Origin of the sequence: Actinospica durhamensis, from assembly GCF_018139695.1 — a bacterium.
Lineage (GTDB): Bacteria > Actinomycetota > Actinomycetes > Streptomycetales > Catenulisporaceae > Actinospica > Actinospica durhamensis.
Window position 1 is genome coordinate 1 of the sequence record NZ_JAGSOG010000060.1, and the last position, 15,221, is coordinate 15,221.

The 15,221-nt window shown below is 71.1% G+C and carries 10 protein-coding genes; 6 read left to right on the forward strand and 4 right to left on the reverse strand.

Annotation, left to right across the window (positions count from 1 at the left end; all coding sequences use genetic code 11):
* Nucleotides 1–1,165 (reverse strand): serine/threonine-protein kinase (locus tag KDL01_RS14480; RefSeq protein WP_212528997.1); only part of this gene is annotated, 1,165 nt, incomplete at its 3' end.
* 296 nt (nt 1,166–1,461) lie between these two features.
* Between KDL01_RS14480 and KDL01_RS14485 the strand changes: the two genes are divergently transcribed.
* The gene (locus KDL01_RS14485; protein ID WP_212528998.1) at nt 1,462–2,712 is read left to right on the forward strand and encodes a M48 family metalloprotease; all 1,251 of its coding nucleotides are present in this window, start codon (nt 1,462–1,464) and stop codon (nt 2,710–2,712) included.
* A gap of 77 nt (nt 2,713–2,789) precedes the next feature.
* Here the strand turns inward: KDL01_RS14485 and KDL01_RS14490 are convergent, their stop codons facing one another.
* Nucleotides 2,790–4,148, reverse strand: a complete 1,359-nt coding sequence (locus KDL01_RS14490) for a pyridoxal phosphate-dependent decarboxylase family protein (protein ID WP_368861571.1) — start codon at nt 4,146–4,148, stop codon at nt 2,790–2,792.
* 94 nt (nt 4,149–4,242) lie between these two features.
* Here KDL01_RS14490 and KDL01_RS14495 point away from each other — a divergent pair, with 94 nt between their 5' ends.
* Nucleotides 4,243–4,725, forward strand: a complete 483-nt coding sequence (locus tag KDL01_RS14495) for a (deoxy)nucleoside triphosphate pyrophosphohydrolase (protein ID WP_212529000.1) — start codon at nt 4,243–4,245, stop codon at nt 4,723–4,725.
* Between the two features lie 127 nt (nt 4,726–4,852).
* Nucleotides 4,853–5,935: an ATP-binding SpoIIE family protein phosphatase gene (locus tag KDL01_RS14500; protein WP_212529001.1), complete on the forward strand. Its 1,083-nt coding sequence runs from the start codon at nt 4,853–4,855 to the stop codon at nt 5,933–5,935.
* Between the two features lie 167 nt (nt 5,936–6,102).
* Here the strand turns inward: KDL01_RS14500 and glgP are convergent, their stop codons facing one another.
* Nucleotides 6,103–8,688 carry an alpha-glucan family phosphorylase gene (gene glgP / locus KDL01_RS14505; protein WP_212529002.1) on the reverse strand — a complete coding sequence of 862 codons (2,586 nt, stop codon included), beginning with the start codon at nt 8,686–8,688 and terminating at the stop codon, nt 6,103–6,105.
* Nucleotides 8,689–8,845: 157 nt separating this feature from the next.
* Here glgP and KDL01_RS14510 point away from each other — a divergent pair, with 157 nt between their 5' ends.
* From KDL01_RS14510 to KDL01_RS14520, 3 genes are all read left to right on the forward strand, one after another.
* Nucleotides 8,846–10,837 (forward strand): alpha-1,4-glucan--maltose-1-phosphate maltosyltransferase, encoded by a 1,992-nt coding sequence (locus KDL01_RS14510; protein WP_212529003.1) that lies wholly within the window; start codon nt 8,846–8,848, stop codon nt 10,835–10,837.
* A gap of 64 nt (nt 10,838–10,901) precedes the next feature.
* Nucleotides 10,902–12,614: a maltose alpha-D-glucosyltransferase gene (gene treS, locus KDL01_RS14515; protein ID WP_212529004.1), complete on the forward strand. Its 1,713-nt coding sequence runs from the start codon at nt 10,902–10,904 to the stop codon at nt 12,612–12,614.
* A gap of 82 nt (nt 12,615–12,696) precedes the next feature.
* The gene (locus tag KDL01_RS14520; protein ID WP_212529005.1) at nt 12,697–14,187 is read left to right on the forward strand and encodes a maltokinase N-terminal cap-like domain-containing protein; all 1,491 of its coding nucleotides are present in this window, start codon (nt 12,697–12,699) and stop codon (nt 14,185–14,187) included.
* A 78-nt stretch (nt 14,188–14,265) separates the two neighbouring features.
* On the opposite strand, the gene KDL01_RS14525 is transcribed toward KDL01_RS14520, so the two are convergent.
* The gene (locus tag KDL01_RS14525; protein ID WP_438801962.1) at nt 14,266–15,213 is read right to left on the reverse strand and encodes an undecaprenyl-diphosphate phosphatase; all 948 of its coding nucleotides are present in this window, start codon (nt 15,211–15,213) and stop codon (nt 14,266–14,268) included.
* Nucleotides 15,214–15,221: the final 8 nt, after the last annotated feature.

The following is a 15,221-nucleotide window of genomic DNA, read 5'->3' on the forward strand; positions in this document are numbered from 1 at the left end:
GGGTGCCGGGGTATGAGGGCTGGAACATCTGCTTCGCCGGCCCGTAGGGGTTGCTCGGGTTCGACGGGTGCGAGGGCGGCCCGGACTGCGGATAGGGCGGGGCGAAGCCGGGCACAGGGCCCTGCGAGACTCCGGTGGCAAGCTGCGGCTGGGACTGCGCGAACGGCTGCGGCTGCGGCTGACGCTGCGGGCCGGGCACGGGCGTCGCCGTCGGCGCGGGCACCGGGGCCGGAGTCGCCTGCGGGGTGGTGACCGAGGTGTTGTACGCGGCCGACGCGGTGTTGAGCGCCTCGGTGGCCTGGGTCAGGATCTCCTGGATGACGTTGCCCGGCAGCCAGCCCGGCGCCGGCCGCTCGCCCGGCTCGTGCTCGAGCGCGGCGGCGAGCTGTGCCGCGGAGGGGCGCAGCCCGGGTTCGCGGGCCAGGGCCTGGGAGACCGGGCCGGCCACCGTGTCGGGCAGTTCGGGGGCGAGCACCGGGCCGATGGCCAGGGCGCGGGCGTAGAGTTCCTGGGCGCTGCCGCGGCCGTAGGGGCCGGCCGCGGTCGCGGCGTAGTGCAGGATCGCGCCGAGCGAGAACACGTCGGAGGCGGTGCCGAAGTCGCCGGTGGTCAGCTGCTCCGGGGCCATATAAGGGGGCGAACCCGCGACCATGCCGGTCTTGGTCAGCCCCTCGTCGCCGACGCCGCGGGCGATGCCGAAGTCGATGACCTTGGGGCCCTGCGCGGTCAGCAGCACGTTGCCGGGCTTCAGGTCCCGGTGCACCAGGCCGACCGCGTGGATGGCGGCCACGGCGCGCGCGACGCAGAAACCGAGGACCCGCACCGAATCCGCGGGCATCGGGCCGTACCGGCGCACCGCGTCCTCCACCGAGATCCCGGGCACGTACGCGGTGGCCAGCCAGGGCACCGGCGCGGCCGGGTCGGCCGCGAGCACCTCGGCGATGTACTCGTCCGCGACCCGCAGCGCCGCGTTGACCTCCTGGGTGAAGCGGGTGCGGAACTCCGGGTCGGCGGCCAGCTCCCCGTGGATGGTCTTGACCGCGGCGTGCCGGCCGGTGGACTCGTCCCGGCCCAGATAGACCCGGCCCATCCCGCCGCGGCCGAGGCGCGCGACGAGCCGGAAGGGCCCGATCCGGCCGGGATCCTGAGCGGTCAATGACTCCATGGCGTCCCCAACCCGATGCCGCCGCGCACGAGATGCCCGATTCGCCGACCCGGCCGACAAGCTTGACGAAAGAATGAACGAAGCACATTGAATCGAGCACGGGGCGGGCAATGCAAGTCTCGGCCGTATCGATCCGGCCGCACTTGTGTCAGGATCTTGTCCTGACGTGGGCGGACGTGTTATTCCTTTACGGCTGCAGAGGGTGGGAACGGGCTTGACCTGGAGGGGGATCCGCGATGACGGACGTCTTGGAGTTGGCAGAATACGTATGTCCGCAGTGCGGCGTCACGTCACAAATGGATGCGCGATTCATCCGGTGGTGCCTGCGGTGCGCAGACGGCGCCGATCCCTACCCCCCGGAGCGCACCGGCCGTCAGCAGCGGCGGCTCGCGCGTGAGGCCCAGCGGTCCGTCGAGCTGTTCGCGACACTGCAAACGGCGAAGAACCTGCGCCCGTCCAGCGCGCTGGGTGTGTGGGTCAAGGTGTTCTCCCTGATCGTGCACCTGGTCGGGGTGCTCGTCGTGGCGGCGCCGGTGTTCTGGCTCGTCTCGGGCGGTCCGGCCGGGCTCGCCTGGGCCACGATCGTGTTCGCCTGCGTGACCTTCCTCGCCGTGCGCCCGCGCGTTCCCCGCAGGCTCAAGGCCGACTACGGGTTCGGCCGCGAGGACGCGCCGCACCTCTACGCCCTGCTCGACCGCTGCGCCGCGCAGCTCGGCTGCCGGACGCCCGACCGGGTCGCGGTCGGCCCGCAGTTCAACGCGAGCACCGGCCGCGCGGGACTGGCTCAGCGTTCGTACCTGCGGATCGGCGCGCCGCTGTGGACCGTGCTGACCGGGCCGGAGCGCGTCGCCCTGCTCGGCCACGAACTCGGGCACCAGGTCAACGGCGACTCCACCCGCTCGTTGCTGGCGCTCTCCGCGCACGGCTCGCTCACCGAGTGGACGCGGCTGCTGCACCCGAGGCAGGACAGCGGCGAGCGCAGGACCACCCGGCGGATGATGTACACCCGCAGCCGGTTCGGGAGCGCGGGGCTCGCGGCGCTGCTCACGCCGATCGTGATGGCGGTGGTCTTCCTGCCGTTCTTCGCCGTAGCGGTGGGCTGTCAGAGCGCGCTCGAGCGGCTCGCGCTGCTGTGCGGCCAGCGGGCCGAGTACCTCGCCGACGAACTCGGCGCGCGCCTGGCCGGGACGGACGCCTCGCTCGGCCTGTGCACCAAGCTCACCCTCGGCCCTTCGTGCACCGCGTTCCTCGGTGCCCGCCGACTGGCCAAGTCCAAGGCCAAGCCCGACCCGAGCACGCTCTGGGCCGACTTCCGCGGCTACGTGGAGTCGATGCCGGACACCGAGATCCAGCGGCGGCTGATCGTGGACCGGGTACACAACACCCGTACCGACCGCACGCATCCGGCCGGCCATCTGCGGCTCGCGCTGCTGCGGGAGCGGCCGCAGCTGCCCGGGACGCTCAGGGTCACGGACGCGGAGTGGGCCGCGATCGACGCGGAGCTGGCCAGCCGCATGACGGCGGCGGCCCGGATCGCGCAGCGCTGAGGCCGAACGTAGAGAGGTTGGCCTGAGCCCGTTGTCCGAGCCCGCGGGTCTGGGCCCGGGTCAGGGGCTCAGACCGCTCAGACCATCGTCTCCAGGATCTCCTCGACGATCCCGGTCGTGGTGTGCGGGTGCAGGAAGGCGAACCTGGCCACGGTCTCGCCCTCCCAGCCGGTCGGGGTGACGAACGCGATCTGGCCGGCCAGCAGCCGCTCGGACCAGGCCTGGTAGTCCTCGGCGTTCCAGCCCTTGCGGCGGAACAGGACCGAGGAGAGCTCCGGCTCGCGGATCAGCTCGAGCTCCGGGCGCTTGGCGATCAGCGCCGCGGTCTCCCGGGCCAGGGTGAGCGCCGTCTCCACCGCCTCGGTGTACGCCTGCGTGCCGTGCACCGCCAGGGAGAACCACAGCGGGAGGCCGCGGGCGCGCCGGGTCAGGTGGTAGGCGTAGTCGGTCGGGTTCCACTCGTCCGGGGTGTCCATGTGGATCACGTCCAGGTAGGACGCGTCCTGGGTGTGCACCGCCTTGGCCAGCTTCGGGTTCTTGTACACCAGGGCGGCGCAGTCGAACGGGGCGAAGAGCCACTTGTGCGGGTCCACCACGAAGGAGTCGGCGTGCTCGATCCCGTCGTAGCGGGCGCGCACGCTCGGGGCGAAGAGGCCCGCGCCGCCGTACGCGCCGTCCACGTGGAACCACAGCTCGCGCTCCCTGGCCACCTCGGCGACCCCGGCCAGGTCGTCGATGATGCCGGCGTTGGTCGTGCCCGCGGTGGCCACGACGCCGATCACCGGGATCCGGCTCTCCTCGGCGTCCAGGGCGGCGAGCGCGGCGCGCAGGCCGGAGCCGGTCAGCCGGTGGTCCTCGCTGCGCACCACCAGCGGCTCCACCCCGATGATCCGCAGCGTGTTGCCGATGGAGGAGTGGGCCTGGTCGCTCACCGCGATGCGCACCGGGTCGTAGGCGCCGAGGCCCAGCCGGCGCCGGGCCACGTCCCTGGCCACCACCAGCGCGGAGAGGTTGCCGGCCGAGCCGCCGGTGACGAAGCAGCCGCCGGCCTGCGGGCCCATCCCGGCCATGTCCGCGAGCAGCCGCAGCACCTGGTTCTCCGCGGCGATCGCGCCCGAGGCCTCGAGCCAGGAGATACCCTGCAGCGAGGCGCAGGAGACGACCATGTCGAACAACAGCGCGGCCTTGGTCGGCGCGGCCGGGATGAACGACAAGAAGCGCGGGCTGTCGCAGGAGATCACGGCCTGGGACAGGTGGTCGTCGTAGATCGACAGCACCCGGCGCGGGTCGTGGCCCTCGGGCCCGATCAGGCCCGCGAGCACGGAGTCCAGCTTGTCCTTGCGCCCCGGGTGGTCGAGCGGGACGGGATTCAGCTGAAGCCGTTCACGCATATACCCGAAGATGAGGTCGGCGAGTTCGGCGTCGTAATCGTGCATGCTGGCCATGTTTTCCAGTATCGCGTGCACGGCCGCGTGCCCCCACTCGCGAGCTGTAACCGGTTTGCGCGCCGAGCCTGGCACCATGGAGCCCATGACGCGAACGAGTGCGGCGCACGAGCGGGACCGGCCGGAGCAGCGGGCGGTGGTCGCGGCCGTGATCGAACGGGACGGGAGGTTCCTGGCCGCGCGCCGGACCGCGCCGCCGGCCCTGGCCGGGCGCTGGGAGTTTCCGGGCGGCAAGACCGAGCCGGGGGAGGACGACCCGGCCGCGCTGCGCCGGGAGTGCCGGGAGGAGCTCGGCGTGGAGATCGCGGTCGGCCCGCAGGTCGGGCCGGTCTACCTGGTCCCCGGCGGCACGTTCGAGGTGCGCACCTACCGGGCGGTGCTGGTGGCGGGCGAGCCGGCGCCGATCGAGAGCCACGACGAGCTGCGCTGGCTGGTGCCGGGCAGTCCGGAGGTGCGCGAGCTGGACTGGCTGGAGGGCGACTACGTGATCCTGGACGCGCTCGAGGGCGTGGACCGACAGGACCCGGAGTCGGCCGCGGACAGCGCGCTGATCAGGCCGAACGGGTGAAATTGACCCACGAGGCTGACCGGACGCCCCAGGTGGCCTAACTCACGCTATTTGCCCCATTAAGCGGCTTGTCCCGGGGGATGAGACCGGTGTTCACGCCGTTTCGCCGACCCCAGGATCCGACCCCATGCCCAACACCTCCTCGGTACCCGAGGTGGCCGGTGTACGCCTCGCGTACCGCCGCCATCCGGGGCTGGTGGGTGGGGAAAGCGGCGGTGACTGGTTCGACACCGGGCGGCTGCCGGGCAACCGGGTCGTGCTCGTCCTCGGCTCCGTGCTGGGCTCCGGCCTGCCCGCGCCCACCATCGCGGACCAGTTCCGCAGCGCGGTGCGGGTGCTCACCCAGCTCGACCTGAGCCCGGCCCAGGTGCTGCACCGGCTCGACGTGCTGGCCGAGTCGCTGGGCGAGCAGTACGTCACCACCTGCGTCTACGTCACGTGCGACCTGGCCGACGGGACCGTGGTGTTCGCCAACGCCGGACACCTGCCGCCGATGCTGCGCACCCCGTACGACCCCGCCTACCGGCTGACCCTGCCCACCGGCGCCCCGCTCGGCCTCGGCGGCGTCGAGTACGAGGAGCGGTCGTACACCGTGGCACCCGGCTCGCTGCTCGCGCTCTACACCGAAGGCCTGATCGTGCGCACGGCCCGGCGCGACACCGAGGCGGCCATCAGCGAGCTCGGCCGCCAGCTCGACAAGGCCGGAGAGGTCACCGACGACGTGCTCGACCTCACCTGCGGCCAGATCAGCGACGTGCTGCTGGGCCAGGAGGAGCACTCCGGGGACGCGACGCTGCTGCTGGCCAAGCTGGGCCGGCTGCCCGAGGCGGACGCGGCGGCCTGGACCCTCACGGCCCGGCCCACCGCCGTCGCCCAGGCCAGGGACCTGATCAGGGAACGGCTGCTGACCTGGGGCCTGGCGGGCCTGAGCGACGTGATCGAGCTGCTGGTGAGCGAGCTGGTCACCAACGCGCTGCGCTACGGCGTCGCCCCGTTCGGGCTGCGGATGACCCGGGACTCGATCTCGGTGCTGATCGAGGTCAGCGACGGCAACCCGACCGTGCCGCGGCTGCGCGCGGTGACCGCGTTCGACGACGAGGGCGGGCGCGGCCTGCACCTGGTGGACGAGCTCGCCGCGGACTGGGGCGTGCGCGGGCGGCCGCAGGGCAAGACGGTCTGGTTCACCCTCGGCATCCCGCACGAGCACTGAGGCCCTGTGCGGGCACTGAGGCCCGTATGAGCGCTGAGGCCCCGCACGAGCCCTGAGACGCACGCAAACTGAGATATCGGCCCTCTCAGGGCCGGATCGAGCTGCCGCGAGCCCCCAGGGCGCCCGCTGGGGGCGTCCTGGGGGCTCGCGGCATATCTGTCGACCCGTCAGCTCGAGTGCGGCAGCGTGGCCAGACCCATCTCCGCGGGCGAGGAGAGCAGGCGGTGGTACGGCACGGCCCGGACCGTGTAGCCGAAGGGCCCGGACTGCTCGAGGCTTATCACCCCTTCATACCGGTTGCGGCCGAGGTCGTCCACGCCCACGTGCACCAGCGCGGCGATGGAGGCCGAGCGCAGCTGGTCGTCCTCGTCCACCCGGCCGAACACGGCCTGCACGTGCACCTCGTCCGGAGCCAGCTCGCCGATCTCCACCAGGGCCCTGATGCGCAGGCCGCCGCCCAGCCGGGCCGCCGCGGCGCCCTCGCCGCCGTTCGGCTCCGCGGTGGCGTCCACGTGCTCGATCGCCACCTGCGGCCAGAGCTTGCGCACCCGGGTGGACCAGACGGCCAGCTCACGCGCCCCGGCGTAGCCTTCCGCGACGGCGGCCCGGCTCGAGTGCGCGGCCGGCTCGTAGAGCCGCTCCACGTAGTCCTGCACCATCCGCCCGGCCAGCACCTTCGGGCCGAGGCTGGTCAGGGTGTGGCGCACCATCTCGATCCAGCGGGTGGGCAGCCCGGCCGAGTCCCGGTCGTAGAAGCGCCCGGCCACCGAGTGCTCGATCAGGTCGTAGAGCGCCGCGGCCTCGAGCTCGTCGCGCCGGTCCGGGTCGTCCACGCCGTCCGCGGTCGGGATGGCCCAGCCGTTCTCGCCGTCGAACCACTCGTCCCACCACCCGTCCTTGATGGACAGGTTCAGCCCGCCGTTGAGCGCCGACTTCATGCCCGAGGTGCCGCAGGCCTCCAGCGGACGCAGCGGGTTGTTGAGCCACACGTCACAGCCCGGCAGCAGGGACTGGGCCATCGCCATGTCGTAGTTCGGCAGGAACGCGATCCGGTGGCGTACCCGGATCTCGTCGGCGAACCTGATCAGCTCCTGCACCAGGCGCTTGCCGCCGTCGTCGGCCGGGTGGGCCTTGCCCGCGATCACCAGCTGGACCGGGCGCTCCTCGTTCGTCAGCAGCCTGGTCAGCCGCTCGCGGTCGCGCAGCATCAGGGTCAGCCGCTTGTACGACGGCACCCGCCGGGCGAAGCCGATGGTCAGCGCCTGCGGGTCGAGCAGCGAGGAGATCCAGCCGAGCTCCGCCGCCGAGGCGCCGCGGGCCAGCCAGGACTCGTAGACCCGGCGGCGCGCCTCGCGCACCAGCTCGGCGCGCAGCCGGCAGCGGATCTCCCAGATCGTCTTGTCCGAGATCCGCCCGACCGACTCGAACGGCGCCCGCATCGCGTCCGGGCCCAGCTCACGCTCGATCAGTTCCACCACCAGCGGGTGCACCCAGGTCATCGCGTGCACGCCGTTGGTGATCGAGGTGATCGGCACCTCCGGCGCGTCGAAGCCCGGCCACAGGCCGCCGAACATCTCCCGGGAGACCTCGCCGTGCAGCAGCGACACGCCGTTCGCGCGCTGCGCCAGCCGCAGGCCCATCACCGCCATGTTGAACGAGCCCGGGTCCCCGCCCGGGTACGTCTCGGCGCCGAGGTCCAGGATCCGCTCCACCGGCACGCCGGGGGAGGTGTTGTTCCCGCCGAAGTGCTCGGCCACCAGATCCCGGGCGAACCGGTCGATGCCGGCCGGCACCGGGGTGTGCGTGGTGAACAGGGTGCCGGCCCGCACCGCGGCCAGCGCGGAGTCGAAGTCGAGGCCGCGCTCCTCGGTCAGCTCCCTGATCCGCTCCACCCCGAGGAAGCCGGCGTGGCCCTCGTTGGTGTGGTAGACCTCGGGCTCGGGAGTGCTGGTCAGCGCGCAGTAGGCGCGTACGGCCCGGATGCCCCCGATGCCCAGCAGCATCTCCTGGTGCAGCCGGTGCTCGGGCGAGCCGCCGTAGAGCCGGTCGGTCACCTCCCGGCCGCCGTCCGCGTTCTCCTCGATGTCGGTGTCGAGCAGCAGCAGCGGCACCCGGCCCACCTGGGCCAGCCACACCTGCGCGACCAGTTCGCGCAGCTCGGGCAGGCCGATGGTGATCCGCACCGCCACGCCGTCGGCGCCGCGCAGCTTGGTCAGCGGCAGGTTGTCCGGGTCCAGCAGCGGATAGGTCTCCAGCTGCCAGCCGTCCCTGGACAGGGACTGGCGGAAGTATCCCCGCTTGTAGAGCAGGCCCACTCCGATGATCGGAACGCCGAGATCGGACGCGGCCTTGAGATGGTCGCCGGCCAGGATGCCCAGGCCGCCGGAGTACTGCGGAAGCACCGCGGTGATGCCGTACTCGGGGGAGAAGTACGCCACCGCCTTCGGCGGGTCGATGAGATTCTGATACCACATCGGCCGGGTGAGGTAGTTGCGCAGGTCGGCCGCCGTCTGGGCGACGCGGCCGGTGAAGCGCTCGTCCGCGGCCAGCTGCGCGAAGCGCTCCGTGTGCACCGCGCCGAGCAGCCTGACCGGGTCGTGATGAACCTCTTCCCAACGGTCGGGATCGATGGCCTCGAACAACGCCCGCGTCGGCTCGTGCCACGACCAACGCAGGTTCATGGCCAGCTCGGTGAGCGGGCTGAGTGGTTCGGGCAGGACTGTGCGCACCGTGAGGCGCCGGATCGCCTTCATGTCAGCCGAGCCTAGCGGCGCACCTGACCCCGCGTAAGGGATTGCGGAAGTACGCAGCGCGTCGCGCCTCAGGTCAGCGGTGGCGCACGCACGGCGCATACGTCCCCGTTCGGCCGTCTGAGTGGTCCCCGGCGCGGAGAACGGGTAGAAGTGGTGTGTGATCGGTCGAATCCCACTGCTCGACGTCAGCCCCACCGTGCTGGGGGGAACGAGGCCTGCGAAGGCCGTGGCCGGGGAGCTGTTCCCGGTGGCCGCCACCGTCTTCCGAGAGGGGCACGACGCGGTCGCCGCGAACGTCGTGCTCACCGGACCCGACGGTATAGGCGACGGGTGGCATCCCATGCGGGAGGTCGCCCCAGGCACGGACCGCTACGAGGCCTGGGTCAGCGCCGACGGCCCCGGCGACTGGACCTTCCACGTGGAGGCCTGGGCCGACCCGGTGGCCACCTGGTACCACATCGCCCGGGCCAAGATCCCGGCCGGACAGGACATCGAGGCGGTCTTCGCCGAGGGCGCCGACCTGCTCGAGCGCGCCGCGCTGGTGGAGCCGGTGCTGGTGCGCGACCACGAGGTGGAGTTCCCCGGGCAGGAGCTGCTCGAGTCCACCGCGGCGGCGCTGCGCGACGAGCAGGCCACCCCGGAGGCCAGGCTCGCGCTGGCCGACGGCGCCGCGGTGCACGAGGCGCTGGCCGTGCGCCCGGTGCGCGAACTGGTCACCCGCAGCGAGCCGATGCCGCTGCGGGTGGACCGGGAGCGGGCCCTGTTCGGGTCCTGGTACGAGTTCTTCCCCCGGTCCGAGGGCGCGCAGGTGGACCCGACCGGGGAGCGCCCGCCGCGCAGCGGCAACTTCCGCACCGCGGCCGAGCGGCTCGCCGGGGTGGCCGCGATGGGCTTCGACGTGGTCTACCTCCCGCCGATTCACCCGATCGGCACGACCTTCCGCAAGGGCCACGGCAACTCCCTGGTGGCCGGGGAGTACGACCCGGGCTCGCCCTGGGGCATCGGCTCGCCGGCCGGCGGGCACGACGCGGTCAACCCGGAGCTCGGCACGCTCAAGGACTTCGACTACTTCGTGGGCCGGGCGGCCAAGCTCGGGCTCGAGGTGGCGATCGACTTCGCGCTGCAGTGCTCCCCGGACCACCCGTGGGTCTCCAAGCACCCGGAGTGGTTCAAGCACCGGGCCGACGGGACCATCGCCTACGCCGAGAACCCGCCGAAGAAGTACCAGGACATCTACCCGGTCTTCTTCGACGCCGACCTGCCCGGCCTGCTCGAGGAGTGCGAGCGGATCCTGCGGTTCTGGATGGGCCACGGCGTGCGCATCTTCCGGGTGGACAACCCGCACACCAAGCCGCTCAACTTCTGGGAGCCGCTGCTCGAGCGGATCCACGCCACCGACCCCGACGTGCTCTTCCTGTCCGAGGCCTTCACCCGTCCGGCCATGATGCGCACCCTCGGCGCGATCGGGTTCCACCAGTCTTACACGTACTTCACCTGGCGTAACGGCAAGGACGAACTGACGGAGTACCTTACCGAACTGTCGACCGAGACCGCCGCCTATCTGCGTCCCAACCTGTTCGTCAACACCCCCGACATCCTGCACGCCTACCTCCAGCACGGAGGCCGCCCGGCCTTCGAGATCCGTGCCATCCTGGCCGCCACGCTCGGCCCCACCTGGGGCGTATACTCCGGATTCGAGCTCTGCGAGAACGGCGCCGCCGCACCCGGCAGCGAAGAGTACGCGGACTCGGAGAAGTACCAGCTGCGCCCGCGCGACTGGGTGTCCGCCGAGGCTGAGGGACGGTCGTTGGCTCCGTTGCTCACCCGACTAAACACCCTCAGGCGTGCTCATGGCGCCCTGCGGGGGTTGCGTAATCTCCATTTCCACCACACGGACAGCGATGCTGTGCTGTGCTACTCCAAGCGGCATCACGACGGCGACACGGTCATCACGGTCGTCACCCTGGATCCGCATCAGACGCGGGAGGCCATGGTGTACCTCGACCTGCCCGCACTCGGTCTCGGCTGGTCGGACCGCTTCGTCGTGCACGACGAGCTCGGCGGTGGGACGTACCAGTGGGGCCGGGAAAACTTCATCCGCCTCGACCCTCACGAGAACCCCGCCCACCTACTGACCCTGCAACGGTAGGCCGGCTCGGGGAGCTCATCCGCCTGGCACCGTGTGGTGCTCCTCCTGACGCCTAGGAGTGACCGTGATCGTCAACGAGCCCGTCTCGGACTCACCGCTCGACCTGCCCAAGAGCGAGCGCGACCCGGAATGGTTCAAGCGCGCCGTCTTCTACGAAGTGTTGGTGCGCTCCTTCCAGGACGCCAACGGCGACGGCACCGGCGACCTCAAGGGACTGACTTCACGCCTTGACTACTTGCAGTGGCTGGGCATCGACTGCATCTGGCTGCCGCCGTTCTTCAAGTCCCCGCTGCGCGACGGCGGGTACGACGTGGCCGACTACACGGACGTGCTGCCCGAGTTCGGCGACCTCGGCGACTTCGTCGAGTTCGTCGAACAGGCCCACCTGCGCGGTATCCGCGTGATCATCGACTTCGTGATGAACCACACCAGCGACCAGCACCCGTGGTTCCAGTCCTCCCGCAACGATCCGCAGGGTCCTTACGGCGACTACTACACCTGGGCCGATGACGACAAGCAGTTCTCCGACGCCCGCATCATCTTCGTCGACACCGAGACCTCGAACTGGAGCTTCGACCCCGTCCGCAAGCAGTACTACTGGCACCGCTTCTTCTCCCACCAGCCGGACCTGAACTACGAGAATCCACGCGTCCAGGAGGAGATCCTGGCCGCGCTGCGCTTCTGGCTCGACCTCGGCATCGACGGGTTCCGGCTCGACGCCGTGCCCTACCTCTACCAACGCGAGGGGACCAACTGCGAGAACCTGCCCGAGACGCACGCGTTCCTCAAGCGGGTGCGGGCCATGGTCGACTCCGAGTACCCGGACCGGGTGCTGCTGGCCGAGGCGAATCAGTGGCCGAGCGACGTCGTGGACTACTTCGGCGACCCGGTCGGCGGCGGCGACGAGTGCCACATGGCCTTCCACTTCCCGGTCATGCCCCGCATCTTCATGGCCGTGCGGCGCGAGTCGCGCTACCCGGTCTCCGAGATCCTGGCCCAGACCCCTGCGATCCCGCACAAGGCCCAGTGGGGCATCTTCCTGCGCAACCACGACGAGCTGACCCTGGAGATGGTCACCGACGAGGAGCGCGACTACATGTACGCGGAGTACGCCAAGGATCCGCGGATGAAGGCGAACGTGGGCATCCGGCGCCGGCTCGCGCCGCTGCTCGACAACGACCGCCGACAGATTGAGCTGTTCAATGCTTTGCTGTTCTCGCTGCCCGGATCGCCCGTGCTCTACTACGGCGACGAGATCGGGATGGGCGACAACATCTGGCTCGGCGACCGCGACGGAGTGCGCACGCCGATGCAGTGGACCCCCGACCGCAACGCCGGGTTCTCCCACTGCGATCCGGGCAGGCTGAACATGCCGGTCATCATGGATCCGGTCTTCGGCTATCAGTCTACGAACGTGGAGGCGGCCACCCGCAACTCCTCCTCCACGCTGCACTGGACCAAGCGGATGATCGAGGTGCGCCGCCAGAACCCCGCTTTCGGTCTGGGCACTTACACTGAACTCGGGTCCACCAACCCCTCGGTGTTCGCGTTCGTGCGCGAGCTGAAGGGAGAGGAGCCGGGTTCGGACGACCTGGTGCTCTGTGTGATGAACTTCTCCCGATTCCCTCAGCCTACCGAGCTCGACCTGCGTGAATACCAGGCGATCGAGCCCGTTGAGCTGCTCGGCGGGGTCCGCTTCCCGAAGATCGGGGAGCTTCCCTACCTGCTCACCCTCGCGGGCTACGGCTTCTACTGGTTCAGGTTGCAGCGACCGTAGCGGGTATAGGGGAGTGAAACGGCGAGCCGCAAAGACGCGGTGAGCCCGAGCGGGCCCTTGGGCAGAAAGGGAGTCGCAGACCATGACCTCGATGGTCGAACACGCGCACGCCGCGTCGGCGGACGCCCGGATGGACGGGCAGCTGGCACGGCTGCTGGCCGAGTGGCTGCCCCGGCAGCGCTGGTACAGCGGCAAGGGGGCGCGGATCGGGGCGGACGGGGTGGTGGTGCTGCGGCGGATCGAGTTGGCGGGGCGGGGCCGGGATCCGGTGCTGACCCTGGTCATCGCGGAGGTGCGGCCGCAGGGCCGCGACCCCGAGCGCTACCAGCTCTTCCTGGGCCTGCGCGAGCAGCTGCCCGAGGGCCTCGAACACGCCGAGCTCGGCCCGGTGCACGACGCCGAGGGCCGGGAGCGGCGCTGCTACGACGCGCTGCACGACCCGGAGCTGGCCGGGTGGCTGCTCACCCGGCTGGCCGGTGGGGAGGTGGCCGGGCCGCTGCACTTCCATCTGCTGCCCGGCCAGAAGATCACCAAGGGCCTGCGCTCGCTGGTGCTGACCGGGGAACAGTCCAACACCTCCGTGATCTACGGGGACAAGTTCATCGCCAAGTTCCTGCGCCGCGCGGTCCCCGGGGTCAACCCCGACCTGGAGCTCTCGCTGGCGCTGGCCGACGCCGGCTGCCAGAACATCCCGCAGCCGATCGGCTGGATCGACCTGGCCGACGAGGAGAAGGGCGGCGCGGCCGAGGCGGGCGGCGAGGGTGACGAGGGTCACACCGGACCGGCGAACCGGGGCTACGCCGCCCCCGAGCTGATCACCGTGGCCACCGTGAGCGAGTTCCTGCCCACGGCCACCGACGGCTGGCTGCTGGCCCAGGCCAGCGTGCGCGACCTCTACGCCCAGCCGGACACGGTCGAGCCGCGCAGCGCCGGCGGCGACTTCGGCCCGGAGGCGCTGCGCCTCGGGGCCGCCACCGCCAAGGTGCACCACGACCTGGCCACCGCCCTGCCCACCGGCCGGATGGAGCCGGAGGAGCTTGAGCAGGTCGCCGAGGCCATGATCCGGCACCTGCACCGTGCCGCCGTGCGGGTGCCCGCGCTCAACCCGTACGTGCCCGCGCTGCGGGCCGCGCTGGGGGAGCTGGCCAAGATCGACGAGCCGGTGCTCACCCAGCGGGTGCACGGTGACTTCCACCTGGGCCAGGTCATGCGCACGGTCCAGGGCTGGGTGCTGCTGGACTTCGAGGGCGAGCCGAACCGCACGCTCGAGGAGCGCCGGGCCATGGCCCCGGCGACCAAGGACATCGCCGGAATGGCCCGTTCGTTCGACTACGCGGCCCATCATCTCGGCGGCGATCCGGACCGGGCCGCGGACTGGGCCGAGCACAACTTCGACGCCTTCTGCGCCGGATACGCCTCGGTCAGCGGCCAGGACCCGCGCGAGCAGGACGTGCTGCTGCGCGGCTACGCCATCGACAAGGCGGTCTACGAGGCGGTCTACGAGGCGGCCAACCGACCCACCTGGCTCAGCATCCCGCTCACCGCGGTGGCCAGGCTGGCCGAGTCGGTCTGACCCGCGCCGCTCGGGCCCGGCACGCGTATGCCGCCGGGTCCGAGCGGAGGCCGGGCTCGGGGCCGCGGCAGGCCGGGCTCAGGCGAAGTACACCACGGAGATCAGGCCGAACACGCCGCAGTAGATCGCGAACGGGATCAGCGACTTGTTCTCGAAGTAGCGCACCAGGAACTTCACCGAGAAGTACGAGGCGATGAACGCCACCACCGAGCCGGCCAGCGCCGGGCCGATCCAGGAGCTGTACTGCGGCTGCATCAGCGTCGGCACCTTGTAGAGGCCGGCCAGCAGGATCACCGGCGTGGCCAGCAGGAAGGCGAAGCGGGCCGCGTCCTCCCGGCTCAGGCCCTTGAACAGGCCGGCCGCGATGGTGGCGCCGGAGCGGCTCAGGCCCGGGAACAGGCCGGCGATCTCGGCGGCGCCGACGACCATGCCGGTCTTCACGCTCAGTCGGGACAGCCGCACGTCGGCGGCGATGTCCGGGGGCAGCTCGCGGCCGTTCTTGTCCAGCTCGCGCACGGTCGGCTCGCCGGTGCCCACGCCCTTGCGCCGCCCCCCGCGCGACTTGCCCTTGGCGCCGCCCTTCTCCGCAGCGTAGAGCACCAGGCCGTTGAGCATCAGGAAGGCGCCCGCGTACACCGGCTTGCCCAAGTCGGTACGCAGCAGTTTGTCCAGCACGACGCCGGCGATGCCCACCGGGATGGTGCTGAACACCAGCAGCCAGGCCAGCTTCTCGTACGGAGTGCGGATCTGCTTGCGCCGGATCGAGCTGACCAGGCCGCGCACGATGCGCACCCAGTCGTCCCGGAAGAACACCAGCAGGGCCAGCGCGGTGGCCACGTGCAGCGCCACGATCAGCGCCAGGTAGGGCGATTTCGGGTTGGTCATGCTCAGGTCGCTGGCCCACTGTCCGCCGATGTACGCGGGGATCAGCACGGAGTGACCGAGGCTGGAGACCGGGAAGAGTTCGGTGACGCCCTGGATCAGTCCGAGCACCATCGCCTCGGCGTAGTGCTCGATCGTGGTCAGCGAGGTGG

Bases quoted from the DNA above. Each gene is read 5' to 3' on its own strand.
- KDL01_RS14485 (WP_212528998.1), top strand. From the start codon at position 1,462: ATGGATGCGCGATTCATCCGGTGGTGCCTGCGGTGCGCAGACGGCGCC.
- KDL01_RS14490 (WP_368861571.1), bottom strand. From the start codon at position 4,148: ATGCACGATTACGACGCCGAACTCGCCGACCTCATCTTCGGGTATATG.
- KDL01_RS14495 (WP_212529000.1), top strand. From the start codon at position 4,243: ATGACGCGAACGAGTGCGGCGCACGAGCGGGACCGGCCGGAGCAGCGG.
- KDL01_RS14500 (WP_212529001.1), top strand. From the start codon at position 4,853: ATGCCCAACACCTCCTCGGTACCCGAGGTGGCCGGTGTACGCCTCGCG.
- glgP (WP_212529002.1), bottom strand. From the start codon at position 8,688: ATGAAGGCGATCCGGCGCCTCACGGTGCGCACAGTCCTGCCCGAACCA.
- KDL01_RS14520 (WP_212529005.1), top strand. From the start codon at position 12,697: ATGACCTCGATGGTCGAACACGCGCACGCCGCGTCGGCGGACGCCCGG.